26 protein-coding genes and 2 tRNA genes are annotated in these 25,381 nt (G+C 43.6%); 8 read left to right on the top strand and 20 right to left on the bottom strand.

Going from position 1 to position 25,381, the window contains the following annotated elements; genetic code table 11:
• The first annotated feature begins 75 nt into the window (after window positions 1–75).
• Window positions 76–1,320: a DUF445 domain-containing protein gene (locus tag H9628_RS02250; RefSeq protein WP_251832489.1), complete on the top strand. Its 1,245-nt coding sequence runs from the start codon at window positions 76–78 to the stop codon at window positions 1,318–1,320.
• Here the strand turns inward: H9628_RS02250 and H9628_RS02245 are convergent.
• From H9628_RS02245 to H9628_RS02210, 8 genes are all read right to left on the bottom strand, one after another.
• Complete coding sequence (locus H9628_RS02245; RefSeq protein WP_251832488.1) at window positions 1,317–2,324, bottom strand: quinone-dependent dihydroorotate dehydrogenase; 1,008 nt, start codon at window positions 2,322–2,324, stop codon at window positions 1,317–1,319. The two genes, H9628_RS02250 and H9628_RS02245, sit on opposite strands and share 4 nt — an antisense overlap.
• 105 nt (window positions 2,325–2,429) lie before the next feature.
• Window positions 2,430–2,504: transfer RNA gene (locus tag H9628_RS02240), tRNA-Val, on the bottom strand.
• 36 nt (window positions 2,505–2,540) lie between these two features.
• Window positions 2,541–2,615: transfer RNA gene (locus H9628_RS02235), tRNA-Val, on the bottom strand.
• 54 nt (window positions 2,616–2,669) lie between these two features.
• Window positions 2,670–3,908, bottom strand: a complete 1,239-nt coding sequence (locus H9628_RS02230) for a bifunctional folylpolyglutamate synthase/dihydrofolate synthase (RefSeq protein WP_251832487.1) — start codon at window positions 3,906–3,908, stop codon at window positions 2,670–2,672.
• Window positions 3,909–4,078: 170 nt separating this feature from the next.
• Entirely contained in the window at window positions 4,079–4,921 is an 843-nt protein-coding gene (locus tag H9628_RS02225; protein WP_251832486.1) for a ferric siderophore ABC transporter substrate-binding protein, read from the bottom strand.
• Window positions 4,921–5,319 carry an ExbD/TolR family protein gene (locus H9628_RS02220; protein WP_251832485.1) on the bottom strand — a complete coding sequence of 133 codons (399 nt, stop codon included), beginning with the start codon at window positions 5,317–5,319 and terminating at the stop codon, window positions 4,921–4,923. The genes H9628_RS02225 and H9628_RS02220 overlap by 1 nt, the downstream gene beginning before the upstream one ends.
• Window positions 5,320–6,000 (bottom strand): MotA/TolQ/ExbB proton channel family protein, encoded by a 681-nt coding sequence (locus tag H9628_RS02215; protein WP_251832484.1) that lies wholly within the window; start codon window positions 5,998–6,000, stop codon window positions 5,320–5,322.
• Window positions 6,001–6,125: 125 nt separating this feature from the next.
• Window positions 6,126–6,587: a hypothetical protein gene (locus tag H9628_RS02210; protein WP_251832483.1), complete on the bottom strand. Its 462-nt coding sequence runs from the start codon at window positions 6,585–6,587 to the stop codon at window positions 6,126–6,128.
• Window positions 6,588–6,767: 180 nt separating this feature from the next.
• Between H9628_RS02210 and H9628_RS02205 the strand changes: the two genes are divergently transcribed.
• Window positions 6,768–8,561 (top strand): DUF885 domain-containing protein, encoded by a 1,794-nt coding sequence (locus tag H9628_RS02205; protein ID WP_251832482.1) that lies wholly within the window; start codon window positions 6,768–6,770, stop codon window positions 8,559–8,561.
• Window positions 8,562–8,679: 118 nt separating this feature from the next.
• Here the strand turns inward: H9628_RS02205 and nth are convergent, their stop codons facing one another.
• Entirely contained in the window at window positions 8,680–9,306 is a 627-nt protein-coding gene (gene nth, locus H9628_RS02200; RefSeq protein ID WP_251832481.1) for an endonuclease III, read from the bottom strand.
• A gap of 32 nt (window positions 9,307–9,338) precedes the next feature.
• Here nth and bcp point away from each other — a divergent pair, with 32 nt between their 5' ends.
• The gene (bcp, locus tag H9628_RS02195) at window positions 9,339–9,788 is read left to right on the top strand and encodes a thioredoxin-dependent thiol peroxidase (protein WP_251832480.1); all 450 of its coding nucleotides are present in this window, start codon (window positions 9,339–9,341) and stop codon (window positions 9,786–9,788) included.
• Between the two features lie 2 nt (window positions 9,789–9,790).
• Here the strand turns inward: bcp and H9628_RS02190 are convergent, their stop codons facing one another.
• The 3 genes from H9628_RS02190 to H9628_RS02180 all read right to left on the bottom strand — a co-directional run bounded on the left by H9628_RS02190 (window position 9,791) and on the right by H9628_RS02180 (window position 13,375).
• On the bottom strand, window positions 9,791–11,011 hold the full coding sequence (locus H9628_RS02190) for an aminotransferase class V-fold PLP-dependent enzyme (RefSeq protein WP_251832479.1): 1,221 nt from the start codon (window positions 11,009–11,011) through the stop codon (window positions 9,791–9,793).
• A gap of 126 nt (window positions 11,012–11,137) precedes the next feature.
• The gene (locus tag H9628_RS02185; RefSeq protein WP_251832478.1) at window positions 11,138–12,679 is read right to left on the bottom strand and encodes a glycine--tRNA ligase; all 1,542 of its coding nucleotides are present in this window, start codon (window positions 12,677–12,679) and stop codon (window positions 11,138–11,140) included.
• A gap of 204 nt (window positions 12,680–12,883) precedes the next feature.
• A complete protein-coding gene (locus H9628_RS02180; RefSeq protein WP_251832477.1) occupies window positions 12,884–13,375 on the bottom strand; it encodes a hypothetical protein in 492 nt (163 codons plus the stop codon).
• Window positions 13,376–13,523: 148 nt separating this feature from the next.
• Between H9628_RS02180 and H9628_RS02175 the strand changes: the two genes are divergently transcribed.
• The gene (locus tag H9628_RS02175; RefSeq protein WP_251832476.1) at window positions 13,524–15,059 is read left to right on the top strand and encodes a YifB family Mg chelatase-like AAA ATPase; all 1,536 of its coding nucleotides are present in this window, start codon (window positions 13,524–13,526) and stop codon (window positions 15,057–15,059) included.
• Between the two features lie 12 nt (window positions 15,060–15,071).
• Here H9628_RS02175 and H9628_RS02170 read toward each other — a convergent pair whose 3' ends face one another.
• A complete protein-coding gene (locus H9628_RS02170; RefSeq protein WP_251832475.1) occupies window positions 15,072–16,181 on the bottom strand; it encodes a DUF3078 domain-containing protein in 1,110 nt (369 codons plus the stop codon).
• A gap of 146 nt (window positions 16,182–16,327) precedes the next feature.
• On the opposite strand from H9628_RS02170, the gene H9628_RS02165 reads away from it, so the two are divergent.
• The 3 genes from H9628_RS02165 to gdhA all read left to right on the top strand — a co-directional run bounded on the left by H9628_RS02165 (window position 16,328) and on the right by gdhA (window position 19,784).
• Window positions 16,328–17,098 carry a rhomboid family intramembrane serine protease gene (locus H9628_RS02165; protein ID WP_251832474.1) on the top strand — a complete coding sequence of 257 codons (771 nt, stop codon included), beginning with the start codon at window positions 16,328–16,330 and terminating at the stop codon, window positions 17,096–17,098.
• 34 nt (window positions 17,099–17,132) lie between these two features.
• The gene (gene dprA / locus H9628_RS02160) at window positions 17,133–18,239 is read left to right on the top strand and encodes a DNA-processing protein DprA (protein WP_251832473.1); all 1,107 of its coding nucleotides are present in this window, start codon (window positions 17,133–17,135) and stop codon (window positions 18,237–18,239) included.
• 186 nt (window positions 18,240–18,425) lie between these two features.
• Window positions 18,426–19,784 (top strand): NADP-specific glutamate dehydrogenase, encoded by a 1,359-nt coding sequence (gene gdhA, locus H9628_RS02155; RefSeq protein WP_251832472.1) that lies wholly within the window; start codon window positions 18,426–18,428, stop codon window positions 19,782–19,784.
• Between the two features lie 85 nt (window positions 19,785–19,869).
• On the opposite strand, the gene H9628_RS02150 is transcribed toward gdhA, so the two are convergent.
• Both H9628_RS02150 and H9628_RS02145 read right to left on the bottom strand, forming a co-directional pair.
• Entirely contained in the window at window positions 19,870–20,166 is a 297-nt protein-coding gene (locus tag H9628_RS02150) for a hypothetical protein (RefSeq protein WP_251832471.1), read from the bottom strand.
• Window positions 20,167–20,271: 105 nt separating this feature from the next.
• Window positions 20,272–20,763, bottom strand: a complete 492-nt coding sequence (locus H9628_RS02145; protein ID WP_251832470.1) for a YkgJ family cysteine cluster protein — start codon at window positions 20,761–20,763, stop codon at window positions 20,272–20,274.
• A gap of 95 nt (window positions 20,764–20,858) precedes the next feature.
• On the opposite strand from H9628_RS02145, the gene H9628_RS02140 reads away from it, so the two are divergent.
• A complete protein-coding gene (locus H9628_RS02140) occupies window positions 20,859–21,236 on the top strand; it encodes a group III truncated hemoglobin (protein WP_251832469.1) in 378 nt (125 codons plus the stop codon).
• A 51-nt stretch (window positions 21,237–21,287) separates the two neighbouring features.
• Here the strand turns inward: H9628_RS02140 and H9628_RS02135 are convergent, their stop codons facing one another.
• The 5 genes from H9628_RS02135 to hflX form a co-directional block, all read right to left on the bottom strand.
• Window positions 21,288–22,364: a calcium:proton antiporter gene (locus H9628_RS02135; protein WP_251832468.1), complete on the bottom strand. Its 1,077-nt coding sequence runs from the start codon at window positions 22,362–22,364 to the stop codon at window positions 21,288–21,290.
• 63 nt (window positions 22,365–22,427) lie between these two features.
• The gene (locus H9628_RS02130; RefSeq protein ID WP_251832467.1) at window positions 22,428–22,763 is read right to left on the bottom strand and encodes a DUF6122 family protein; all 336 of its coding nucleotides are present in this window, start codon (window positions 22,761–22,763) and stop codon (window positions 22,428–22,430) included.
• Entirely contained in the window at window positions 22,763–23,479 is a 717-nt protein-coding gene (locus H9628_RS02125; protein ID WP_251832466.1) for a DNA alkylation repair protein, read from the bottom strand. The genes H9628_RS02130 and H9628_RS02125 overlap by 1 nt, the downstream gene beginning before the upstream one ends.
• Window positions 23,479–24,132 carry a DUF4919 domain-containing protein gene (locus H9628_RS02120; protein WP_251832465.1) on the bottom strand — a complete coding sequence of 218 codons (654 nt, stop codon included), beginning with the start codon at window positions 24,130–24,132 and terminating at the stop codon, window positions 23,479–23,481. Before H9628_RS02120 ends, H9628_RS02125 begins: the two co-directional genes overlap by 1 nt.
• A 14-nt stretch (window positions 24,133–24,146) precedes the next feature.
• Window positions 24,147–25,358 carry a GTPase HflX gene (gene hflX, locus H9628_RS02115; protein WP_251832464.1) on the bottom strand — a complete coding sequence of 404 codons (1,212 nt, stop codon included), beginning with the start codon at window positions 25,356–25,358 and terminating at the stop codon, window positions 24,147–24,149.
• Window positions 25,359–25,381: the final 23 nt, after the last annotated feature.

The raw sequence follows: 25,381 nt of genomic DNA, 5'->3' as shown, positions 1-25,381 counted from the left end.
AGTATGAAACTCATTTTTTTGGAGATAAGTATCCCTGGATGAGTTACCAACCTCAAAATTACTAATTTTGAAATAATGAATGATACGGAAAAGAAACTGCAGCTACGTCGATACAAGGCTTTCGCTACTTCGCTTTTTGTGCTGATGGCAGTGATTTTTATTGTGACGACGGTTTTACAAAAGAATAATCCTGCGCACTGGATCGGCTATATCAGGGCGTTTTCTGAAGCTGCGATGGTCGGTGCACTTGCAGATTGGTTTGCGGTGACGGCGCTTTTCCATTATCCTTTAGGCCTTAAAATTCCACACACAAACCTCATAGAGAACAGCAAGGAAAGAATTGGCGACAATCTCGGCAATTTTGTTGTTTCAAATTTTCTATCGCCGGAAAATATACGTCCGTACATTCAGAAACTAAAAGTTTCTGCAATGGCAGGAAAGTGGCTTTCAAGTGAGCGGAATCAGGACGTTTTGGTAAATGAAATCACAGCCTTGGCTTTTGATATCGTAAACAAACTTGATGATTCCGAAGTGGTAAATTTCATCGCCAATAAAGCACGCGAAATGTCCGACGAGCTGAAAATCAATAAAATAGTAGGAACTGGCCTGGAATATATCCTGACAAACAACGACCATCAGAAAATGATCACGAGTCTCTCAGCGCAGATAAAAGATTATGTTTTAGATAATCAGCAGATCGTGCAGCAACGCGTGAAACGTGAAAGCTATTTTCTGATTCCAAAATTTGTTGACAGTTCCATTGCGGCAAAGATAACTGACGGTCTGGCTGGCTTTTTCGAGGAAGTGGAAATCGATCCGCAACATTCTTTAAGGTTTGAGATTACGGAAAAACTGCAGGTCTTTGCTGATGAAATCCAGCATTCAGAAAGTTGGAATGAAGATTTTAAGAAAATAAAAAACGATTTTCTACACGACGAAAAATTGCAACAGTATGCCGGCGATATTTGGCTCTCAATAAAAAATGTGCTTAAAAAGGAGCTTGAGACCGAAAATTCGGCTTTAAAAAAATACGTCCGGAAAAATATGTCTGAGCTGGCAGACAACCTTCAGTCCGATGAAAATCTACAGCACAAAATCGATCACTGGATACGCGTGACAGCCTACAAATATATTCTGAAGAACACGCATCAGGCCGCAAATCTGATCAGTTCTACCGTTGGCAACTGGGAAGGCCGCGAACTGAGTGAAAAACTGGAACTCGAAGTGGGTAAAGACCTGCAGTTTATCCGCGTGAACGGTACTTTGGTAGGCGGATTGGTCGGACTGTTGATTTATACCGTCTCGAACTTTTTCCTTTAATTTTTCCTTAAAACTGCCTCATTTATTTCCCTGATCAATCCGGGACCTTCGTAGATAAATCCGGTGTAGAGTTGTACCAAACTAGCGCCTGCCTCGAGTTTTTCGAGCGCGTCTGCAGCTGAATGTATTCCACCTACACCGATTATCGGAAACGCTTTTCCACTCTTTTCGGCAAGAAAACGAATTACTTCGGTTGACCTTTTGGTGAGCGGTTTTCCCGATAATCCGCCTGTTTCCGCTTTTACTGGAGAAATAAGTCCGTCGCGGAAAAGCGTAGTATTCGTGGCAATCACACCCGCAATTTTGGTGTCGTGTACGATGTCGATAATATCGAGCAGTTGGTCATCGCTGAGATCCGGCGCGATCTTCAGCAGTATCGGTTTTGGTTTTGATTGTTTTGAATTTAGATGCTGCAGTGTCGCCAAAAGCTCCGTGAGCGGCCCTTTTTCCTGCAATGCGCGAAGGTTGGGCGTGTTTGGTGAACTCACATTCACCACAAAATAATCAACGTAAGGATACAGTGTTTCGAAACAGTAAACGTAATCGGAAGTGGCTTTTTCATTCGGCGTATCTTTATTTTTGCCGATGTTTCCCCCGATAAGCACATTTTTATTTTTCCTTAAACGCGCTGCGGCGGCTTTCACGCCCTCATTGTTAAAACCCATGCGGTTGATGACCGCAGAATCTTCCTTCAGCCTGAAAAGTCTTTTTTTGGGGTTTCCTGGCTGTGGTTTAGGAGTAAGCGTTCCAATTTCTACGAAACCAAAACCAAGATCCGACAGTTCAGTGTACATTTTTGCGTCCTTGTCAAAACCTGCCGCAAGACCAACGGGATTTTTGAATTTTAAACCAAAGACTTCGCGTTCGAGTCTTTTATCCTGAAGAGGTTTTGGGAAAAAGAGTTTGGTGAGAAAACCGAAGTTTTTGAGAATGTAAAAAGTAAAATAATGGACATTCTCAGGATCAAATTTGAAAAGAAGCGTGCGGATAATGCTTTTGTACATCGGAAAGAAGTTTAGCAAAATTACATTTTTGAATACATAAAAGCCGAAGATTTCTATACTTTTCGGACAAAATAAAAAATTCTCCGCCGTTCCGGGGAGAATAGGTGAGCAGTACTGGGCTCGAACCAGTGACCTCTACGATGTCAACGTAGTGCTCTGAACCAACTGAGCTAACTGCCCTAAAATAAAAAAATCTCAGATTTCTCTGAGATTTTGTGGGTCCTGAGGGATTCGAACCCCCGACCCTCTGGGTGTAAACCAGATGCTCTGAACCAACTGAGCTAAGAACCCTTTTTGCCTTGTTTGATTTCTCAAATTTTGGTTCGGCAAATATACGACGTTTTTCTATTTCTCCAAATTTTTTTCGAGAAATTCTCCCACAATAAAGTTGCTTCCGCCCACAAAAATCATTTCATCTTTTTTAATATTCTGTTTTGCAGAAAGATAGGCCGGCTGCAGGCTGTCAAATATTTTATAATTAATTTTAAATTTTTTCAGCAAATCCTCATAGTCCCGGGGATCGCGGCCGCGGTTTACATTCGGTTTGGTAAAATAGTAGGTAGCGTCGCGCGGAAGAATAGCCATTATTTGATCAATTTTCTTTTCCTGCACAAAGCCCAAAATGATATGTTTATGAACCGGAATAGACTCCAACTGTGAAAATACCACCTCCAGGCCGGCCTGGTTGTGCGCGGTGTCGCAAATGATAAACGGATCGGAAGAGAATTCCATCCATCGGCCGGCGAAATTGGTGTTTTTCTGCACGTTCAACAGTCCGCGCTCTATTTGTTCAGCTGAGATTTCGTAGCCAGATGTCTGCAGTTCATTGATTAATGCAAGTACCACTTTTATATTGTGGCGCTGGTAACTGCCGTTTAAATCTGATTTTAAGTCAGATTCCATCAAAGTAGCATCGATGAAATCCGACGCGTTTTCTTTTGCTTTTTCTTCAATTATACGTTTTACTTCCTCATCATTGGACCCCGAAATAACGGGAATTCCGGGTTTTATGATGCCGGCTTTCTCGCGCGCAATCTCCTCTAATGTTTCGCCTAAAATATCCTGATGATCCAGCGCAACGTTTGTGATCGCAGAAACGAGCGGCGTAATGATATTGGTAGAATCAAGTCTTCCGCCTAAACCAACTTCGATGAGGGCAATATCTACATTTCTGAGGCGGAAATACTCAAATGCCATTACTGTAGTGAATTCAAAGAAAGACGGTTGGATATCCGCGGACAAATGTTTGAGTTTTTGGATGAAATCTAATACAAATTCCCGGTCGCAGTTCTGGCCGTCAATCTTTATGCGTTCAGTAAAATCGATTAGGTGAGGCGAGTTGTAAAGTCCGGTTTTGTACCCGGCTTCCTGCAATATGGAAGAAAGCATATTGCTTGTGGATCCTTTGCCGTTGGTCCCGCCAATGTGCACCATTTTCAGGTTTTGCTGCGGATTTCCGAAGAATTCGCACAGTTTCGTGATGTTTTCGAGGCCCGGTTTGTAGGCTTTTTTTCCGTCTATCTGATAGTTTGGCGCCTGCTCAAACAGCCACGCGACCGCGTTGTCATATTCCTGATTTGTCATGCTGCAAAATTCTCAAAAGTTTTTGGAATTCTGCTTCAAATTTCGAAAAAGGGTGGTGTATAAGTCGCGGTCCGCGCTCCGGCCTGAATGGAGCTCTTTTTTGTGGCGTGAGGCAACGAACGCCACGAAAAAAGCGGGAATGGAGGACGGAAAAAGCGCCCGAAAAAAAATCAGAAAATTATCCGGTAAGTTCCGGTGGACGAAGTGTTCGACCGTTCGGCTTTTACGTACTGCTTCACCCACTGCACCGAGGTTGACACAACGCAAGGATCCGAAGTTCCGCCCGATCTGCGCGCAGAAATCACGTTACCGGCTTTGTCCACGGTGTATGAGATGTTGATGGTTCCGCTCGCCGAGCAACTGTGGGCAGGCTGTGCGCCGCCACGGCCCATGGTTCCGGGGATGAAGCCGATCAGATTACGGTCTACACCGATTTTGCTGTCTCCGTTCCCGTCTCCGCCGAGCGGATCGCCCTGGTTTCCGGTAGTTCCGTTGGTGCCCTGAGTGCCGGGTTTGGTGCCGCGGCCTTTGATCAGATTACCGATCGCCGCGGTTCCTTTGCCGTCTCCGCTACCGGTTTTAGCGTTCGAGGTGCTGTTTTTTGCAGGTGCGGATTTTGGTGTAGAAGCGGTTTTTGGTGTTACATTTTTCGGCGCAGATGCTTTGGTATTTGAACCGGTGATGACTTTTTCCTTAATTACAGGTTTCGGCGCCTCCACTTTGGGTTCGGGCTTGGTTTCAGCAATGGTATTTTCAATCGGTTGAGGTTCCGAAATTTCAGTATTTGCTGCCAAACTGCCTTGCTGATCTGCAGGTTCATCCGCACTTTCACCGTTCTGATTGTCTCCGAAATTAATGAGCATCGTGGTCATCTCGTCCGGTTTTACGGTGATTTTGGTGAATTTATAAAAGAATATTCCCAAAAAAACCAGCGCGGATATCAGAAGAGTGATTATCGCACTGTTCCGTCGGTCGCGTTGTTCTGCGTTTTTATGTTGAATACTGTAATTCATTAATTTTCCTGTATGGTCGCAATTGCCAGGTTAAATTTGTGTATTTCCGCGATTCCCATCACGAAAACTACATCTTTGTGGCGGGTATTCTCGTCTGCGCGGATGGTAAATGTAGGATTGGCTTCATCCTTCAAAGCGTTTACCAAAACATTTTCAAGCTGTTCTTTGGGAACTTCCTTATCGTTGACGAAATATTTGCCTTCCGGATTGATCGTAACGGTAGACGGATCCTGCGCACTCACGTTGGTAGCGTCCGCTTTCGGCAGTTTCACATCGATTGCGCTCTGGCTGATGGCTGAACTCGTAATCATGAAAAATATCAACAACAGGAAGATAATATCCGTCATCGATGCCATGCTGAACTCTGCGTTTACGCGGTTTCTTCGTTTTAGTTCCATTTACAGCGGTTTATTTAGCGCATCGAGAAATTCGTTGACATGCGTCTGGATTTTGAGGACTAACCGGTCTACATTCGTCACCAGAATGTTATAGAAGAAGTATGCCGGAATGCCGACAAACAAGCCGACTGCGGTAGTTGCCATCGCGGTGTAGATTCCCGAGGCCAACAGTTTCGGACTTACCGCACCGGTTACATTTGAAATTTCAAAAAATGCCATGATCATACCCACCACGGTTCCAAGAAATCCGAGCATTGGCGCTGCACCGGAAGCGGAAGCCAGGATATTAAGGTTTTTTTCGAGTTTTGAGACTTCAAGTTGTCCCTGATTCTGCATCGCGTTTGAGATATCCGAAATCGGGCGGCCAATTCTCGCCAATCCTTTCTCGATCATTCTCGCTTCGGGAGAATCGATCGTTTTGCAATAATCTACAGCGGTTTGAATCTTGCCTTCCTGCACGAAATCTTTGATGTTTTCGAGGAAATTGGGTGTAGCTTTTGAAGCACGTTTAATGAAAAAGTAGCGCTCAAAGAAAATATACAGGGCCAGAATACCGAGCAAAAAGATTAAAATCATGATGATATTTCCAAGCAGGCCTCCACTGAACAGGATTTCCCAAAGAGAAAAAACGTGTTCTTCTGTGGTTGTATTGATTACTTGAGTAGGAGTCTGTAAAAACATACGGTGGTTTAATTTTAGATTTGGAACGGCAAATGTAGCGCAATATTGCGGGAATGTGCATCAATAAGGACAAAGCCCATCAGGCCTGTCATTAAAATAAGAAAAAATCGGAGGACAGTTCGGGTTTAATCCTCGTCAATCTTTATCTCATCTGGCAGGAAATTGCATTTCAGCTTGAAAGATATCGGCTCATCAGAACCAGTATAGAAATCGCTGATTTCGCCCTGCCAGTAAAGATGCAGTCCTTTTTCGGCTTCGTTGCAGAAATTGAGTTTATTGTTGAAAACATAAGCATCTTCATCATCAAACAGGTCAACTTCAGTGAAGAAATTTTCGTCAGAATCTTCTACTTCAAAGGTTTTTCCTTCTATCACGTCATCTTCTATAGGGAAATCGCTTACAGAGAGGCGAAGTTGCGGGAAATTGTACTGCAGAGAATCATCATCCACATGCTCCACCGAATCATCGGTAAGGATTTCGACTTCCAAAAAATGTTGTTTGTTGATATAAACCGCTTTGCAGTAGGTTCGGTCCAGGTTATACTTAAGGGTTTCTTCAGGATGGTAGATTTTTAATATCCCTTTCATTTCTTAGAACAAAATGCGTTAACTGATTGATGATTAAACTTGTGAAGCAAAGATAAAAAATTGATTGAATGTGCAAAGTTTTTTAAGAAAACATCAGGTGCCAGGCGCACATTCTTTTAAATCAAAGCAATATTGAGAGATGTGTTTAAAAAACTATAATTTAGCATAACAATAATTTTTATGAAAGTAAATCTTTTTCACACTTTATTTCTGGCGGTGACCGCAGCAGCCATCATGAGTTGTAAAAAAACCGACTATCCGCTTACCCGCGAGACACCTGCGGAAATAGATTCCATTGCAGCCAACTATTACGAGAATTACCTGAAACTTTATCCGCTGGAAGCTACTGCACAGGGTGATTTGAGATATAATGACCAGTTGCCGGTGAACATCGATAAAGATTTTATCTCCGGTGAGATATCATTTTACAATTCGGTGCAGAACCAAATGAAAAAAGTGGAGTATGATAAGCTTTCAGACGAAAAAAAGACGGTTTATGACGTGCTCGATTATACTTTGAAAGACAAAATTGAGCGCTATGCCTACCATCCGGAATACATTCCGTTCACGCAGTTTGGCGGTTTGCCGCTCGATTTGCCGTTATTGGGCAGCGGCCAGGGAAGTCAGCCGTTTAAAACTGAAAAAGATTATACAGACTGGCTGGTTCGTGCGCGTAAATTCCCGTTGTGGATGGATACTGCCATTGAAAATTTCCGTGAAGGAATCGTGCAGAAACACACTTTGCCGAAGAAACTTGTCGCGAAGATGATTCCGCAAATGTCTGCTGATGAGATCATTACCACAGACCTTGAAAAAAACATCTTTTACGGACCCGTGAAGAATTTCCCGAAAAACTTTACAGACGCCCAAAAGGAGAAATTCACGCGTGAGTACAGCGACTTAATTACGAAAACATTGATCCCGACTTACCAAAAAATGGCCCACTTCCTCGAACAGGAATATCTGCCGAAAGCCCGCGACACCGATGGAATAAGTGCGATGCCGAACGGAAACGAAATTTACGCCTACTACGCCAAAAGCTGGACCACCACGAATCTTACGCCCGATGAAATCAACAAAACCGGTATCGCAGAAGTGGCGCGTCTTAGAGCTGAAATGGAAAAAGTGAGGCAGCAGGTTAATTTTGAAGGCACTTTGGAAGAATTCATCACGCATGTGAAGACCGATCCGAAAGCCTTCCCTTACAAGACGGCGGATGAAGTGCTGGGCGGTTTTAATGCTATTTTGAAAAAAATCACTCCAAAACTGAACACAATGTTCAGCGTAACGCCGAAAACACCGTTCGAAATCCGGCAAACGGAAAAATTCCGGGAAGCCAGCGCAAGCGCTGAGTATATGCCCGGAACACCCGACGGCAAGCGCCCGGGAATTTTCTACATCCCCATTCCGGATCCAACCAAATTCAATGTAACTTCCGGCATGGAATCGCTCTTTTTACATGAAGCCATTCCGGGTCACCATTACCAGATTTCGCTGCAGCAGGAGAATATGTCTTTGCCTAAATTCATGCGTTTCGGCTGGTTCGGCGCCTATGGTGAAGGCTGGGCACTTTATACAGAATCGCTGGGGCCGGAGTTTGGTCTTTACACCGATCCTTACCAGAAAATGGGCTCGCTGAGTGACGAAATGTTGCGTGCAGTGCGTTTGGTAGTCGATACCGGACTTCATACCGGCACTATGAACCGCGAAGAGGCCATTCGTTATTTCCTGAGCAATATTTCCTATGACGAAGCGGCCGCAACAGCGGAAGTTGAGCGTTATATGGCCATGCCGGGACAGGCTTTAAGTTATAAGATAGGTTCCCTGAAAATTCGTTCCCTGCGCGACCAGTACCAAAAACAGCGGGGTGCAAAATTCAGTTTAGCCAAATTCCACGATGAAATCTTAAATCAGGGATGTTTGCCACTGGATGTGTTGGATCGCAAGATGAAGCTTTGGGCAAAAAGACAGTAACTTTCAAGGTGAATTTGACTTCAAATTATTAAAGTGAAGTCATTTGGCATTTTCTTCCCAAACCTTTTGAGATGGATGAGTTGATAGCTAAGTCTCCGCGTTACTTCCAAAAAAAAGGCTAGTTTTCGTCGGGGAAGAGCATTCGCGTGATAAAATCTTTCTCCTGGCTGCCTCTTGCGGGGGAATATTCGCGGCCATAAAATATAATCTGCAGATGAAGTTTGTTCCAGCTTTCACGCGGGAAAAGTTTCTTCGCATCATTTTCGGTTTCAATGACGTTTTTGCCCTCGGTCAGTTTCCACTGTTTCATGAGTCGGTGGATGTGCGTATCCACGGGAAAAGCGGGCACGCCAAAAGCCTGGCTCATGACCACCGACGCAGTTTTATGACCCACGCCCGGCAATGCTTCCAATTCTTCGAAAGTTTGCGGCACAATTCCGTTGTGGTTTTCCACCAGCATTTCGGCCATCCGTTTTAGGTTTTTGGCCTTCGTGTTTGCTAAGCCAATTTCTTTGATCAAATATTTAATCTCATCTTCCTCCAGCGCGGCCATTTTAAAGGGGTCGCCGGCTACCTCAAAAAGTTTAGGCGTGATCTGGTTTACTTTTTTGTCCGTCGTCTGTGCGGAAAGTGCCACAGCAACCAGAAGTGTAAAGGCATCCGTGTGGTCCAGCGGAATCGGAACCTTGGGATACAGTTTTTCAAGTTCCGTCATTACCGTCAGCGCTCTTTGCTTTTTTGTCATTTAACCTTTAAATTTGAGCTAAAATACTAATTATGCTAAAAGTAGGTGACCAACTTCCGCAGTTTGAAGCGTTAAATCAAGATGGGGAAACAGTGAAATCTCAGGATTTTCTGGGTAAAAAGCTCGTAGTTTTCTTTTATCCAAAGGCAAATACGCCCGGTTGCACAGCCGAAGCGTGCAACCTGAACGATAATATTTCGCAGCTTGCAAAAGAAGGTTTCCAAATTTTAGGAGTTTCTGCAGATGCGGTAAAAGCGCAGAAAAAATTCCACGAAAAATTTGGTTTTCAGTATCCGCTGATTGCGGATGAGAGTCGGGAAGTTTGTGAAAAATTCGGTGTGTGGCAGCTGAAGAAATTCATGGGCCGCGAATTCATGGGAATTGTGCGCACCACTTTTAGATTTGATGAAAACGGCATTTGCACCCGCGTCATCGAAAAAGTAAAGACCAAGGAAGCGGCGAATCAAATTTTGGAAAACTAAGTTTAGCTCAACATTCTCTGCGCTTTTTTAACGCCTTCCACCAAAATATCGATTTCTTGAAAAGTATTGTACACCGCAAAACTCGCCCGTACGGTTCCCACGATGTCGAAATGTTTCATTATCGGCTGCGTACAGTGATGTCCGGTTCTTACGGCGATGCCCATTTTGTCAAGAATCATCCCAACGTCCGACGAAATCCCGACACCTTCAAGGTTGAACGAAGCTACGCCCGTTCTGTTGGCTTTTTCGCCATAAATCTTTAAACCTTCAATTTGAAGTAGCTGCTTTTGGGCATAATCAAGTAATGCATTTTCATGGTTCTGCAAAGCTTCACGGCCGATGCTCTCCATAAAATCTACCGCGGCACCAAGTGCGATATTTCCACCTACATTTGGCGTTCCGGCTTCAAATTTAAATGGTAAATCCGCGTAAGTTGTCTTTTCAAAAGAACATACCGCGATCATCTCGCCGCCGCCATGAAAAGGCTGGATTTTGCGCAAGATTTCTTCTTTGCCGTAAAGAATTCCGGTACCCATTGGTGCGTACATTTTATGCCCCGAAAAGACGTAGAAATCACAATCCAGTTGTTGCACATCGATTTTGAAGTGTGGCACCGCCTGAGCGCCGTCAATCACAATAATCGCTTCGGATTTTCTGCGCGCTTCTGCAATGATTTTTTCAATCGGATTTACGACGCCAAGCGCATTTGAAACGTGATTTACGGAAACAAGTTTTGTCCTTCCGTTGAGGTTTTCCTCTAAAAAATCCAGTTGCAAAACGCCGTTTTCATCGATAGGAATCACCTTCAGTTGGGCGCCCGTTCTTTCACAAAGCATTTGCCACGGAACAATGTTCGAGTGGTGCTCCAGATGCGAAATCAAGATTTCGTCTCCTTCTTTAATCAAGCCGGTTAATGAATAAGCAATCAGGTTGATACCTTCGGTCGTTCCTTTTGTAAAGATGACCTCAAAATCGTTTTTAGCATTGATGAATTTCTGGATCTTTCTGCGTGAAAGTTCCATTTCTTCGGTCGCGAGCTGACTCAAGGTGTGAATGCCGCGGTGAACGTTCGCGTTGATTTCAGAATAGTAACGGTTCCAACTTTCAAGAACAGAAACCGGCTTCTGCGAAGTGGCCGCATTATCCAGATAAACCAAAGGTTTACCGTTAACTTTCTGGTCTAAAATCGGGAACTGGCTGCGGATATCTTGAAGGTCGAACATATTGCTTATTTAGAATGCCTCAAATTTACGGATTTTATTCGGGCTTCCCCAAGCCGTGTACTGATGGTCTTTAGCCAAAAAAAGTCCCGGATTTTTCGGGACTTTAATTTTAACAATATATTCAGCTTAAATCTTCGAAAGCAGATTTCTGAAGTTTGTCTTTTCATCGATAATCCTGCGTAAATCAGCTACCGGAACTCTTTCCTGCTGCATCGTGTCGCGGTCTCTCAATGTTACCGTATGATCGGTCAGTGTATCATGGTCAATCGTGATGCAGAACGGCGTCCCGATCGCATCCTGACGGCGGTAACGCTTACCGATGCTGTCTTTGTCTTCATAAATCATATTGAAGTCAAATTTCAGGTCGTTAAAGATCTTTTCACCGTATTCTGCAAGACCGTCTTTCTTCATCAAAGGTAGAATTGCAGCTTTTACCGGAGCCAAAGCTGGCGGAAGTGACAGCACAGTTCTTTCGGAACCGTCGTCCAAAACTTCTTCTTTAAGTGAGTTGGAGAAAATGGCCAGGAACAAACGGTCCAAACCAACCGAAGTTTCCACTACGTAAGGAATGTAATTCTCGTTTCTTTCCGAATCAAAATACTGTAATTTTCTGCCGGAGAATTTTTCATGCGCTTTCAAATCGAAATCAGTTCTGGAGTGTATTCCTTCCAGTTCTTTAAATCCGAACGGGAATTTGAATTCAATATCTGCCGCAGCATTCGCGTAATGTGCGAGTTTTTCGTGATCGTGGAATTTATAGTTATCTGCGCCCAAACCTAAAGCCAGGTGCCAGTTCAAACGTTTCTGTTTCCACTCTTCGTAGAAACTGAGCTCAGTTCCCGGTGGAACGAAAAACTGCATTTCCATCTGTTCGAATTCCCGCATTCTGAAGATGAACTGTCTGGCTACGATTTCATTTCTGAAAGCCTTACCGATTTGTGCAATTCCGAATGGCAGCTTATGACGCGAAGTTTTCTGAACATTTAAGAAATTCACAAAAATTCCCTGCGCCGTTTCAGGTCTTAAATATAAATCAGTTGCAGAATCTGCGGAAGCACCTAATTTGGTTCCGAACATCAGGTTAAACTGACGAACATCCGTCCAGTTTTTTGAACCAGTGTCCGGATCCGCGATCTCAAGTTCTTCGATCAAAGCTTTTACATCCGCCAGATCTTCATTTTCCAAAGATTTCGCCATTCTGGAGAGAATGGTTTTCTGCTTTTCGCGGTATTCTATAACGCGGCCATTGGTGGTTTCGAACTCATTTTTATCAAAAGCGTCACCGAATCTTTTCGCCGCTTTTTCAATTTCTTTCTGTGCTTTTTCTTCAAGTTTCGCACAGTAATCTTCCAGCAAAACATCGGCTCTGAAGCGTTTTTTAGAATCCTTATTGTCGATCAAAGGATCATTAAAAGCGTCTACGTGGCCGGAAGCTTTCCAGATCGTTGGATGCATAAAGATGGCAGAGTCGATGCCCACGATGTTTTCGTTCATCTGCACCATGGCTTTCCACCAATATTGCTTGATGTTGCTTTTCAGTTCGGCACCGTTCTGTCCGTAGTCGTAAATTGCTGAAAGTCCGTCATATATTTCACTCGAAGGAAAAATAAAGCCATATTCCTTAGCGTGCGAGATCAGTTTCTTGAAAACATCTTCCTGTTTAGCCATCGTTAATTAGTATTTGCAGCAAAAATAGGGAATTTTAGCCGAAGTTTTGAGGAGCCGGGAACCTGCTCTCCGCTGTATCTTTTACTGCGCTTCGCTCCTCAAAAGGATGCCGCTGCGATCAGGGCTAGGTCGTCAGTTCCTCCCAAAGTTTAAGCCAAAAAAGACGGAAATTATTCCGCCTATAGTTTTGTAAACCGCCATTTCTTAAAAATTATAACTCAGTGCCATGCCGTTACCCGCAGTTTCGAGCTTAAAATGGGGTTGAAAAGCTGTGCTCTCACCGTTTTCGAGTTGCAGTGCTTTCTGCGCATTTTTGTTCGACGCGACGGCAAATGGAATTCCGAAACCGATAAGTCCTGCTCCAATTCCTGTTACTAACCAAGCAACGCTTTTATCTGCTTTTGTTTCATATTGACTGCCATAGCTGCCATAAACTTGATTTTTAGGACCAAATAAAACTGCAGACAATCCGAATCCTAAACTGAATCCTCCCGTGTAAGCAAAAATGCTTCCAACTGTACTGTTAGTCCTTGCTTTTTTTAAGTAAGAAACTGCCTCGGGATTTTTAAATACATCCTGATATTGCGACATTTTGTAGGTTTGTCCATCTTTTACCAGTTTGTTGCCCGACATTGTTACCTGGGAAAATGCACTTTGTGCAATCATAATCGCAAAAAATAATAAAGATTTGTTCATATAAAATTTTCATGCGAAGATATCTTAAGTAATGAGATTTGGCAAAATGTTCTTTATTATACTTTGCAGAAGATAAGGAAAACTGGTGAGCAAACTTGTTGCTCAGCTTTCAGCAATTTTTTGGTAATTTTATATCAAAACACAAATTATGTTGGTAAAAGTCTATGGAAGCGCAATCTTCGGTGTTTCGGCGCAGACAATTACGATAGAGGTCAACGTAGATTCGCCCGGCGTTGGCTATCATTTGGTCGGGTTGCCCGATAATGCAATCAAGGAAAGCAGCTACCGGATTTCAGCAGCGTTGAAGAATGTTGGCTTCAAGGTTCCGGGTAAGAAAATCACCATCAACATGGCACCCGCAGATCTTCGGAAAGAAGGTTCGGCTTATGACCTGAGCATTGCGCTCGGAATTTTGGCGGCATCAGACCAGATCAGCGCAGAAAACATCAGTCAGTATATCATCATGGGTGAACTTTCGCTTGATGGCGGACTGTTACCGATAAAAGGAGTTTTGCCGATCGCCATAAAAGCGCGCGAAGAAGGCTTCAAAGGCATCATTTTACCCAAACAGAACATTCGCGAAGCCGCGATAGTAGACCAACTGGAAGTGTACGGCATAGAAAACATCAAACAAGTTATCGATTTTTTTAACGAAGGCTTGCCGCTGGAGCGTACTACGATTGATACACGCAAAGAATTTCAGGATAAAATCAATTTTTTCTCCACCGATTTCTCTGAAGTAAAAGGTCAGGAAACCGCGAAACGCGCGATGGAAGTTGCGGCAGCGGGTGGACACAACATCATTCTCATCGGGCCTCCCGGAAGTGGAAAAACCATGCTCGCCAAAAGAGTTCCGAGTATTTTGCCGCCATTAACTTTAAAGGAAGCACTGGAAACTACCAAGATTCATTCAGTGGCCGGAAAAATCGGGACCGAAACTTCGCTGATGACCGTGCGGCCGTTCAGAAGTCCGCACCACACGATTTCGGATGTCGCGCTAGTCGGTGGCGGCAGCTATCCGCAGCCGGGCGAAATTTCCCTCGCGCACAATGGCGTTCTGTTCCTCGACGAAATGCCGGAATTTAAACGCACTGTGCTCGAAGTGATGCGCCAACCACTCGAAGATCGTGAAGTCACGATTTCGCGCGCAAAATTCACGGTGAATTATCCGGCCAGTTTCATGCTCGTGGCAAGCATGAATCCCAGTCCAAGCGGCTACTTTCCCGATGATCCGAACAATACTTCCTCGCAATTTGAGATGCAGCGGTATATGAACAAGCTTTCCGGGCCGCTGCTTGACCGAATTGACATTCATATCGAAGTACAAAAAGTGGAGTTTGAGCAGTTATCAGACAAAAGAAAAGGCGAGAAAAGTGAGGAGATCCGTTCAAGAGTGTTGAAAGCACGCGAAATTCAAACTTTAAGATACCGCGAAGCTGAAATTCATTACAATGCCCAAATGGGTCCGAAAGAAATCGAGAAATACTGCGAACTCGACGTTGCCTCGCAAAATCTCATCAAAACTGCCATGGAAAAACTAAATCTTTCGGCGCGCGCCTACGACCGAATTTTAAAAGTTGCCCGCACGATCGCAGACCTTGAACAGGCTGAAAATTTAAATTCAGGTCATATTTCGGAGGCAATCCAATACCGCAGTTTAGACCGTGAGTTCTGGAATGTTTAAACCAAAATTAAGCTAAGGTGCTACAAAAGGCTTGATGAGTTTTTTGTTTTTCTCGCGGTTTTCAAGTCCTAAATTATAAGAAAAACCTACGCCGAGCGTCTGTTTCATCTGCAGATTCTGCAGTTGGTCGTGGTCATACACCAGATCCAGGCTTATAACGGTTGAGATAAAACGATTGAAACGGATATTCAGCGTACCATTATAAGCGATGTCCACGCGCTCCGGATGATTTACGTAATTGCTGAAAAAATTGATCTGGTTTACAAAATTGATGTCTTTGTAAATTTTCAACCGGTACAGCACGTTCAGCAAGGCACCAAGCTCTGAGCGTACGCTTTGCCCGTCTCTTTCAAGTCCGTAGCGGCCCGCTTTCTGCAAATAGGGATCGGCTACAAAAGTAAACTTGCCGTTTACAGGTCTGAAAATCACCTGGAAGTTTTCATTTGGATTGTAAGAAAGACCCAAACCGGCATTCAGATATCCTGGCGCCATAAAACGCGAGATGCGGTCTTTGAACTCAGGATCCGGCGTTTCGGAGTAATTGTATCCCGGCGAGAACTGCGACAGAAACTGAAAACCTGTGGACAGATAGAAATCTTTGCCGATATCATACCCATAATTAGTCATTACATTGATGAAATCTTCAGTTTTTCGGGATGATTCACCTTCTGAAGCGACAAATCCATAGCCTAGCTGAATATGATTATCGAGGAAATGGCGGTTGTTTTTGTAGCTGATGTTATAGTTTATCTTGCCGATTACGCCGATGTTGTTATTCCCACCCGAGTTCCAGTTCGAGAATGAAGATTGGTTGAAAACAAGATTATTCTGGCCATAAAAAAACCATCTTTTGGGCTGATTCAGCTTTAAAAAATTATACGGCGTAACCGGAATTTCATTTGTTACGGCCGGCACCACCACTGCATCACGAATCACAAGGGTATCTTTGAAATGAACATCGAAATTGATGAGTTTAGGGTTGGCCAGGCTGTCAAGGTCCAGGGAAACCGAATCCCATCTGCGCTGCGAGATTGAATCTATTTCGTGAAAGATGCTGCGGCGTTCCTGCCCGAAGAGAAGTATGGTAGAAAATGCCGTCAGTATACTGAAAAGGTGTTTCATAGCCCGCAAATTTAGGGCAAACAATTATATATTTCAAATTGCGGCGGTTACTGCACGGATTTGTCTTAGAAATTGATGCATAATATTATAATTTAGACATAATTACCTACATTTATTCGTGGCAACAGTTTTGACAAAAGTTCCGAATGCTAAAACAATCCCTTAATTTTAAAGCAGTTTATTATGCCACTGCCATGGTGGCCGCGATGTGGCTGGGCTTTGTGCTTCAGAAGACTGGCATTGTGAGCGGCTGTGATGGCGCGATAATTCCGCTGCATCCGGATGGGCTGAAGGGAGTTTTCTTTTCGCCGTTCCTTCACGGGAATATCGATCACATCTTTGGGAATTCGGTGCCGGTTTTTGTGCTGATATTTTTGCTTTTTCAGTTTTACGGCCGCATCGCGGGCACTATTTTTTTTACCGGATGGTTCGTTTCCTCATTTCTTGTGTGGCTTTTGCCGCCGGTAGATGTGTACACGGGCGAATATTATTCGGTGTGTATCATTGGCGCTAGTGGAATCGTCTATGTTCTCGCGTTTTTCCTTTTTTTCAGCGGAATGTTTCGCTGGAATATGAAGTTGCTCACGGTTTCGCTGGTTGTAGCGCTCTATTACGGAGGACTTGTTTGGGGTGTGATGCCGGAAGAGTTTTTCTACAACCTTGAAGAACCGAGCCGCGTGTCGTGGCAGTCTCACCTGTCCGGTGCCATCGTCGGAATCTTGCTCGCTTTTATGTACCGCAAAAGCGGTGAGAAAGAAAAGCGATTTATCTGGCAGTTCCCGAACTATTACAGCGAAAAAGATGACAAACTCTGGCAGGAGTACAAGGAAAAGTTCCCGGATGATTTCAATGAGTTGCCATACCGCAAGAAAAAGGACAACGCCTGGGAACATTTAGACGAAATCCGTAAGAAGTAATTTTATTTTTGGATAAATTTGAATAAAAATAACCATGTTTTCCGAAGAAACGCTGTACTCCATTGCGCTTCGGCAGTGTCCGCTGATCGGCGACACCATCTTTCGCAGACTTGTTGCGGAAGCTGGTTCGGCAAAGGAAGTGTGGGAACTTTCGAAATCCGGTCTCAGCAATGTATACCGCGTGGGGAAGCGGATTTCTCAGGAAATCGGCAAACCCGAGCATCTTGTTTTTGCCGAAAAGGAGGTCGCCTTCTGCGAGAAAAATAAGATCCGCATCCTGCTTCGTCATCAAGGGGAGCTTCCGCCACAACTTAATGAATGTGAAGATGCGCCCGCTATTCTTTACCAAAAAGGCGAGTGGAACAGCGCGCTGCAGACTTTAAGCATTGTCGGGACCCGAAACATCACCTCATACGGCAAAAGTTTTATTAATGATTTCCTTAATGAAATTAAAGACCACCGGGTCATCACGGTCAGTGGTCTAGCGCTGGGTGTGGATACGGAAGTACACGAGGTTTCCCTAAATAACGGTCTTCCTACGATTGCTGTTCTTGCACACGGTTTCCACACACTGTATCCGAGCAAAAACCGCCGTTTAGCCGAAAAGATCCTGGATAATGGTGGTGCGCTTTTTACAGAATTTAATTCTTCCCAAAAGCCCGACCGTGAAAATTTCATCCAGCGCAACAGGATCATCGCCGGGCTTTCAGCAGCTACCATCGTCGTTGAAACTGCATTTGGCGGTGGTTCTGTGAGCACAGCTACATTTGCCAACAATTATAATCGTGAAGTCTTTGCGCTGCCCGGACGCATTACGGATAAGTTTAGCCAAGGCTGCAACCAACTGATCGTGCAGAATAAAGCGGCTGCGATCTCTACGGTCACTTTACTTGCAGACCAACTTGGTTTTTCGAAAAGCGCAACTGTTGGTGTGTTGTTTCCGAGTTCGGAAGTACAGATAATGCTGCCTGAAAATCAGCAGCAGCTTCTGGCGGTACTGGACAGGCAGGCTGCACTTTCGCTTGACGAAATTTGCCTCAAACTCGATTTACCCACTTATCGCGTCCTACCGGATTTGCTTCAGCTTGAACTACTGGGTTATGTCAAAGCACTTTCGGGACGTCAGTATTTGGCATTATAAGCGGTTAATGGTTTTAGAAAATCTATTAATATCCTGTTAACATTCAATTATTTGTATTTTTAAATATGAATTTATTAATTTAACAAAAATAAAGTTTAAAAACATTAAAGTTTCGGCAATTCCTAAAAATTCTCTTGCAAGTTTTGAAAATAAAATTAAATTTGTTGATAATAATACTCACCCTAAATGGAACATTTTAACGTAGAACAAAAGATCCAGGATTTTATCGCCAAAATAGAGGCGAGAAACCCAAACGAACCCGAATTCCTACAAGCCGTAAAAGAAGTTGCTGTGACCGTAATTCCCTTCATTGCTACCAAAAAGCAGTACAGCGGAATGAAACTCCTTGAGCGTATGGCAGAGCCGGAACGCACCATTATCTTCCGCGTGCCGTGGGTTGATGACAAAGGCGAAATTCAGGTAAACAGAGGTTTCCGGATCCAAATGAATTCTGCAATTGGTCCTTACAAAGGAGGTATCCGTTTCCATCCGACTGTGAATCTTTCGGTACTTAAATTTTTGGCCTTCGAGCAAACATTTAAGAACTCACTTACAACCCTGCCAATGGGCGGCGGTAAAGGTGGTGCAGATTTCGATCCACAGGGAAAATCGGATATGGAGGTGATGCGTTTTTGTCAGGCATACATGACTGAACTTTGCAAGCATATCGGTCCTGAAACCGATGTTCCGGCAGGCGATATCGGTGTAGGTGCAAGGGAAATCGGTTATCTTTTCGGGCAGTATAAGAAAATCAGAAATGAATTCACGGGCGTGCTTACCGGTAAAGGTCTGGCATATGGTGGGTCTCTTATTCGCCCTGAAGCTACCGGTTATGGTGTGGTTTATTTCGCAGAGCAGATGTTGAAGACAATCGGTCAGGATTTCGCAGGCAAAACGGTTACGGTTTCCGGTTTCGGAAATGTGGCTTGGGGTGTAGTGAAAAAAGTCACAGAACTTGGCGGAAAAGTAGTGACAATCTCTGGTCCGGACGGTTATATTTATGATAAAGACGGAATTTCCGGCGAAAAAATAGAGTACTTGCTTGAACTTCGCGCTTCAGGTAACAACCGCGCTGCCGATTATGCCGACAAGTTCCCAAGTGCAGAGTTCCACGCAGGCAAAAGACCGTGGGAGGTAAAATGTGATGTTGCGATTCCGGCAGCAACACAAAACGAACTGTTCCTTGAAGACGCACAACTTCTGGTAGAAAACGGTGTGATCTGCGTAACAGAAGCTGCAAACATGCCTAGCACGCTGGATGCGATCAATCATTTTCTTGACCATAAAGTATTGTTCTCACCGGGTAAAGCCTCTAATGCAGGTGGTGTAGCAACTTCAGGACTTGAGATGACACAGAACTCCATCCGTCTCAACTGGTCTTCCGAAGAAGTTGATGCACGTCTGAAAGAAATCATGATCGGCATTCACAAGGCTTGCCGCGATTATGGAAAAGAAGAGAGCGGCTATGTAAACTATGTGAAAGGTGCGAATATCGCAGGTTTTGTCAAAGTTGCGGAAGCAATGCTTGCCCAGGGCGTGGTATAAGGAATTTTAACATATTACGACATAAGAAAAGCGTTGAAATTTTTTTCAACGCTTTCTTATTTAATTAATTCAAATCACCGAATTTTTACATTGCCTCCAGTTTTATTGGAGCCTGTTTGGCATTTTCGGCCGGTTTTACGGCTTCATTGACTTTTGCTGGAGATCTTTCAGTAGCGTGTTCAGTTTTTTCATCCCGCCGTCTCGCGGTTTCCATTTCATTGGTCTTAATGTCTGTGGTAACTTTTTTCACCGGTGGCGCGATGGTTTTCGGTGTGCGGACAACCGATTTTGTGTCTGTTTTCTCAACTTTGTTGGTTTGTTGGGCGTTCATCAGTGTTGCGGTTCCGAGCATGATGGCGCAGGCCAATACAATTTTTTTCATCTTTCTTTCTTTTGTGTTTTGTTAATTTTAAAGTGTTCTGATTTCACAATCGTTTTAAAATCAAAACATTAATGCAATTTAGACAAAATTCTTATCTAAAATGTTTTATTTTTTGTCTAAATTTTGCTGCAATTTCTCCACAAAATCAAATGCTGCCGGACAGATCAAGGTATTCTTAATCGTCAAATTATTGATCTGGTAAATCTTCTTACGGTCAGTATGTGGAAACTCGCGACACGCTTTGGGCCGCACATCATAGATCGAACAGAAATTGTCTTCACCGAGAAACGGGCACGGCAGCTGTCGCAAAACTTTATCCTGGTCCTCGTCTGTACGCAGATATTTTTGTTCAAAAACTGCGGGACTCATGCGGAAATGTTTTGCAATCCGTTCAATATCTTTCTCAGTAAAAAGCGGTCCGGTGGTCTTGCAGCAGTTCGCGCATTTAAGGCAGTCGATGTTCTCAAAAACTTCTTCATGCGTTTCCAATACGGTATAATCGAGGTTTTTTGGCGGCTTGCGCTTCAGTGCATCGAGAAACTTTTTGTGTTCTTTCTGCTTCAGTGTGGCCAGATTTTTATGCGCTTTCAGATCCATTCGGCAAAAGTACGCGAATAATTTTTTTTATTTTTAAAGAATTCAAGCCTTGTAATCTAAAAGCCAAACCGTTATAAAATCGCTAATTTTGCATTATGAAAAAGCTTGAAGACCGCGCTGATATTGAAGTTCTGGTGAACAGATTCTATGATAAGGTTGGGCGCGATGAAAAGATCGGTTTCTTCTTTAATGACGTCGCAAAAGTAGACTGGAGCCAGCATCTTCCGAAAATGTATGCATTCTGGGAAACGCTTCTTTTTGGTCAGATTTCATACAAGGGAAACCCCATGGCGGTACATTTTCCAATCAATGCAGAGGTGCCGATCGAAAAAGACCATTTTGCGCATTGGCTTGCGTTGTGGACAGAAACTGTAGAGGAGAATTTTACCGGAGAAATGGCGGATTTGGCTATTTATAAAGCAACAAATATCGCCAATCTGATGGCGCACAAGATGGAAGTCGCACGCCGTTAAGTGACTTTAAGTATTTGATAATCTGTTCAAAATCAATTTTCCTGATTATTCTTAAGGAAAAATTACGGTGAATATGTATGCCGCTAAATTGACCAACAGTACAGTTCCGTACAGATGATTCGTTTTTCCACGGCTTAATGAAAGCATCACGGTAAATACCGACAGTGCGAGCAAGATTATCGATTTCAGATCGAGGCCCAAAACAAACGGGATATCGTACACAATACACACGATCGATATCGCTGGAATCGTGAGCCCTACACTCGCAAGCGCCGATCCCAAACCTAGGTTGATCGACGTTTGAATCTGGTTTTTTGCTGCCGCACGCACCGCCGCGAAACCTTCGGGAAGTAATACGACGGTTGCGATAATCACACCGACCAACGCACGTGGCGCACCCACGGATTCAACAAAATCTTCGATCACTGGCGATAAACCTTTAGCCATAAAAATCACAACGGCCAGACATATAATCAGCAGCACCAAACTTATCGCGGTCTTCATATTGCTCGGCGGATCAGCCTCGTGCGTTGTTTGATCTGCTTCAGTCACGATAAAATAATTCCTGTGGCGAACCGTCTGGAACATCAGGAACGCAATATAGATCGCGAGACAGGCCACAGCGACAAAAACCAATTGGGCCTTGCTGTAGAAAGGTCCGTTGACAGATGAGGTGTAATTCGGTAAAATCAGCGTAAGCACAAGAATAGCAACCAAACTCACGAGATAGGTTGTGGCGGAACTCCGCATAAAGAACTGTTCTTTATATTTTCGGCTTCCAACCCAGATACACATGCCCAAAATTCCGTTTAAAATCAGCATTACGGCCGCAAAAACCGTGTCACGTGCATAAGTCAGCGCGCCTTCGCTGCCCGAAAGCATGAATGAAATGATCAGACCTACTTCAAGCACCGTGATACAAATCGCGAGGATAATAGTACCATACGGCTCACCCACACGGTGCGCCACCACTTCAGCATGGTGTACTGCTGCCAGCACGGTAGCAAAAAGCAAAACAGCTGCGATAATATTCGAAGTTACCGAATCCGACAAAAAACCGCCAAGATAAAATAGGGCGGCGATTAAGGGAAAGACGATATACCACTGAAGTGCTTTTTTTATTTTCATAAAGTCGGTTTTTACAATTATACGAAAATGATTTAAAAATCACGATATGGTGACTTAAAAAATCTAAAATTTCCAAAGATGAAAATCCTGGAAATCTGTGACCATATGTAAAACCAAACCAATGCAGATGATGCGGTAATTCCCTTTTAGAAACAGTGCGCCGAGCAGATACAGCGCAAGCATCGGATACGTGTGCAGCAGATGGAAACCGATACTGCCGCGATGCGGGTCAAAAATAGGAACTGCCCAAAGATGATCAAGGTCCACAAGCATTGTCGCAAGTAGGATGAGGTACACTTTTCGCCAATTATCTTTAAAAAATAAAAGTGCGATGAAATAAGGAAAGATAAAATGCAGAAAATAATGGCTGATCTCCCGCATATAAAAAACATTCTCCATCAGATGCGGCCTTTTAAAAAATCCTGACGTAGGTCCGGCGAAAGTTTCTCTATTGCGTAACGAAGCGTGGTTCGCGGCATTTCGTGGTAATGCAGTTTCAGAAAGGCCATAAATTCGGTCTCGCCTTTATTTCCCATTTCGCGGAGAAGCCAGCCGTTGGCTTTGTGCATCAGATCGTGTGGATGTTGCAGATTTTTGAGCACAATTTTCTTTAACAGGTCAAATTCACCGCGTTTTACGTAATACATCGTGCTTACGATGGCAATTCTTTTGCTCCAAAGATTCTCCTCCTCAGCAAGTTTTAACAGAAGTTCCGGGTTGTCTGTTTCGTAGGCGTGCCGACCCAGAATTTTGTAACACGAATTATCTACCAGATCCCAGTTGTTGATGAACTGTTTATTTTTAAGATAAAAACCGACAATTTCCTCCTTTGCCTCTTCGGATTTTGTTTTTTCGTATTTGCTAACTAGCATCAGCAGTGCGCTGTGCCGGTGTTCATGGATTTTGGAAGACAGAAGTTCGGCAATTTCCTCTAAAGATATTCGACTCCAGTATTCTTTCACAATTTTCCTTTGATCCGGAACGGTAACGCCGATGAATTGGTCGCCTTCAGCGTACTGACCTTTTCCGGCTTTAAAGAATCTTGGGAAAAATTCAGCTTTTTCGGGCAGCGCCAGATCTTGTAGCGCAGATTTTATTTCCTGAACTGTATTCATTATTTAAACATGTCTTTATGATGCACGGTTTTTATGAAATATAAGTCAAGACCGTTTTTAAAAATGTCTAACCAGGATCCGTCTTCGAGTTGTTTTGTTTTAAAACTTATTCCACTTGCAAGAACTTTCGAAAACTGCTCCAGTGCCAGAAATTTGTCCTGGAAGCTTGTTACCACAATTGGCGTTTCTTCTAAAAGTCCTGTTCCGCTTTTGCCGATAGTTTCAACCAGCAATTGGTACTGTAGCAAATGAAAATCCCTTTTTTCATGGTCGCCGGAGTACCCGTACAGGAGTGCCAAGTCATTAAGTAATGTTTTGTTGAGCGGATTAAGTTGATAAAGAGATAAAGCTTTAGTTAAAACTTCACCCGAAAGCTTTTTTGAAAGTTTTCTTCCTGCAAATTTTGAGACTTCACTCAGTTTTTTATTAAAATCACCTCTGTCGAAACCATAATCCACATAATTATTGCCATAATAAATATAATTCAACTGTTCCTGAGATAGGGTTGACGGATTTGTTTTAAACGTGTCGAGATTTTGGTAATAAAATTCCTTTGGATTTTCGGTTACGTTTTTTTTAATTTCGTCGATATTAACCTGGCCGAAAACAACCGAAGCACAGAAAATCATTGAAAAAACAAACAATTCTTTCATTCTAAAGGTGTTATTTATGTTGTTTCGTCCTCGAAATATTCGAAAAGGAAATCATTGTACGGGAACCTTGAAATATGAATTTTTAATACTTCATCGTAAATCAGTTTCTTCATTTCGGGGAAGTTTTCCTTCGTCAAAGCGGAAATGAACACCGTTGGATATTTAGATTTTGACATCCACGTTTTTTGCCATTCAGACAGCGAAATATTTTTGCGGGTTTCGGGTGTGAGATCGTCTTCTTCCTTTTTTTCATAGCTGAAATCATCTATTTTATTGAAAACCATCACCATCGGTTTCTGGTGCGCATTTATTTCCATTAAAATCTGATTTACAGAATCGATGTGGTCTTCGAAACTTTCATGCGAAATATCCACCACGTGAATCAGTAGATCGGCCTCGCGAACTTCATCCAAAGTTGATTTGAAACTCTCTACAAGCTGCGTTGGGAGTTTTCTGATAAATCCAACAGTGTCGGTAAGCAGAAACGGCAAATTGCCGATGACCACCTTTCTTACTGTTGTGTCAAGTGTGGCGAAAAGTTTATTCTCTGCAAAAACTTCGGACTTTGAAATAGCGTTCATCAACGTCGATTTTCCCACGTTGGTGTAACCCACCAACGCCGCCCGAACCACTTTTCCGCGGTTGTTGCGCTGCGTTGCCATCTGGCGGTCGATAGTTTTCAGTTTTTCTTTTAGCAGGGAAATCCTGTCGCGGATGATCCGTCGGTCAGTTTCGATCTCCGTTTCACCCGGACCACGCATCCCGATACCCCCTTTCTGTCTTTCAAGGTGGGTCCACATTCGCGTAAGGCGAGGTAGAAGGTATTGATATTGAGCAAGTTCGACTTGTGTCCGCGCATAAGAAGTCTGTGCACGCTGCGCAAAAATATCGAGGATCAAATTGGTGCGGTCGAGGATTTTTACCTCAATTTCTCTTTCGAGGTTTTTAAGTTGGGACGGTGAAAGTTCGTCATCGAAAATTACTGTTCCGACTTCATTTTCTTTCACATAATCGCGGATTTCCTGCGCCTTACCGCTGCCGATGAAGGTTTTCGGGTCCGGCTGAGTGAGTTTTTGTGTGAAACGTTTGATCACCGTCGCGCCTGCGGTATCTGCCAAAAATTCAAGCTCGTCCATATATTCCACGAGCTTTTCCTCGTCCTGGTGTTGCGTGATAAGCCCGACTAGAACGGCTGTTTCGTATTTGTGTGCTTTATCTTCAAGCATAGATTATCTTTTATTTAATGTCT

The organism is Kaistella pullorum (assembly GCF_014837035.1).
In the GTDB taxonomy this organism is placed as follows: domain Bacteria; phylum Bacteroidota; class Bacteroidia; order Flavobacteriales; family Weeksellaceae; genus Kaistella; species Kaistella rhinocerotis.
The sequence above is the reverse complement of the archived record's forward strand: the minus strand, read 5'-3'. Positions and strand labels throughout refer to the sequence as shown.

Excerpts from the sequence above, each read along its gene's own strand:
- H9628_RS02250 (WP_251832489.1), top strand. The coding sequence starts at position 76 with ATGAATGATACGGAAAAGAAACTGCAGCTACGTCGATACAAGGCTTTC.
- H9628_RS02245 (WP_251832488.1), bottom strand. The coding sequence starts at position 2,324 with ATGTACAAAAGCATTATCCGCACGCTTCTTTTCAAATTTGATCCTGAG.
- H9628_RS02230 (WP_251832487.1), bottom strand. The coding sequence starts at position 3,908 with ATGACAAATCAGGAATATGACAACGCGGTCGCGTGGCTGTTTGAGCAG.
- H9628_RS02225 (WP_251832486.1), bottom strand. The coding sequence starts at position 4,921 with ATGAATTACAGTATTCAACATAAAAACGCAGAACAACGCGACCGACGG.
- H9628_RS02220 (WP_251832485.1), bottom strand. The coding sequence starts at position 5,319 with ATGGAACTAAAACGAAGAAACCGCGTAAACGCAGAGTTCAGCATGGCA.
- H9628_RS02215 (WP_251832484.1), bottom strand. The coding sequence starts at position 6,000 with ATGTTTTTACAGACTCCTACTCAAGTAATCAATACAACCACAGAAGAA.
- H9628_RS02210 (WP_251832483.1), bottom strand. The coding sequence starts at position 6,587 with ATGAAAGGGATATTAAAAATCTACCATCCTGAAGAAACCCTTAAGTAT.
- H9628_RS02205 (WP_251832482.1), top strand. The coding sequence starts at position 6,768 with ATGAAAGTAAATCTTTTTCACACTTTATTTCTGGCGGTGACCGCAGCA.
- nth (WP_251832481.1), bottom strand. The coding sequence starts at position 9,306 with ATGACAAAAAAGCAAAGAGCGCTGACGGTAATGACGGAACTTGAAAAA.
- bcp (WP_251832480.1), top strand. The coding sequence starts at position 9,339 with ATGCTAAAAGTAGGTGACCAACTTCCGCAGTTTGAAGCGTTAAATCAA.
- H9628_RS02190 (WP_251832479.1), bottom strand. The coding sequence starts at position 11,011 with ATGTTCGACCTTCAAGATATCCGCAGCCAGTTCCCGATTTTAGACCAG.
- H9628_RS02185 (WP_251832478.1), bottom strand. The coding sequence starts at position 12,679 with ATGGCTAAACAGGAAGATGTTTTCAAGAAACTGATCTCGCACGCTAAG.
- H9628_RS02180 (WP_251832477.1), bottom strand. The coding sequence starts at position 13,375 with ATGAACAAATCTTTATTATTTTTTGCGATTATGATTGCACAAAGTGCA.
- H9628_RS02175 (WP_251832476.1), top strand. The coding sequence starts at position 13,524 with ATGTTGGTAAAAGTCTATGGAAGCGCAATCTTCGGTGTTTCGGCGCAG.
- H9628_RS02170 (WP_251832475.1), bottom strand. The coding sequence starts at position 16,181 with ATGAAACACCTTTTCAGTATACTGACGGCATTTTCTACCATACTTCTC.
- H9628_RS02165 (WP_251832474.1), top strand. The coding sequence starts at position 16,328 with ATGCTAAAACAATCCCTTAATTTTAAAGCAGTTTATTATGCCACTGCC.
- dprA (WP_251832473.1), top strand. The coding sequence starts at position 17,133 with ATGTTTTCCGAAGAAACGCTGTACTCCATTGCGCTTCGGCAGTGTCCG.
- gdhA (WP_251832472.1), top strand. The coding sequence starts at position 18,426 with ATGGAACATTTTAACGTAGAACAAAAGATCCAGGATTTTATCGCCAAA.
- H9628_RS02150 (WP_251832471.1), bottom strand. The coding sequence starts at position 20,166 with ATGAAAAAAATTGTATTGGCCTGCGCCATCATGCTCGGAACCGCAACA.
- H9628_RS02145 (WP_251832470.1), bottom strand. The coding sequence starts at position 20,763 with ATGGATCTGAAAGCGCATAAAAATCTGGCCACACTGAAGCAGAAAGAA.
- H9628_RS02140 (WP_251832469.1), top strand. The coding sequence starts at position 20,859 with ATGAAAAAGCTTGAAGACCGCGCTGATATTGAAGTTCTGGTGAACAGA.
- H9628_RS02135 (WP_251832468.1), bottom strand. The coding sequence starts at position 22,364 with ATGAAAATAAAAAAAGCACTTCAGTGGTATATCGTCTTTCCCTTAATC.
- H9628_RS02130 (WP_251832467.1), bottom strand. The coding sequence starts at position 22,763 with ATGGAGAATGTTTTTTATATGCGGGAGATCAGCCATTATTTTCTGCAT.
- H9628_RS02125 (WP_251832466.1), bottom strand. The coding sequence starts at position 23,479 with ATGAATACAGTTCAGGAAATAAAATCTGCGCTACAAGATCTGGCGCTG.
- H9628_RS02120 (WP_251832465.1), bottom strand. The coding sequence starts at position 24,132 with ATGAAAGAATTGTTTGTTTTTTCAATGATTTTCTGTGCTTCGGTTGTT.
- hflX (WP_251832464.1), bottom strand. The coding sequence starts at position 25,358 with ATGCTTGAAGATAAAGCACACAAATACGAAACAGCCGTTCTAGTCGGG.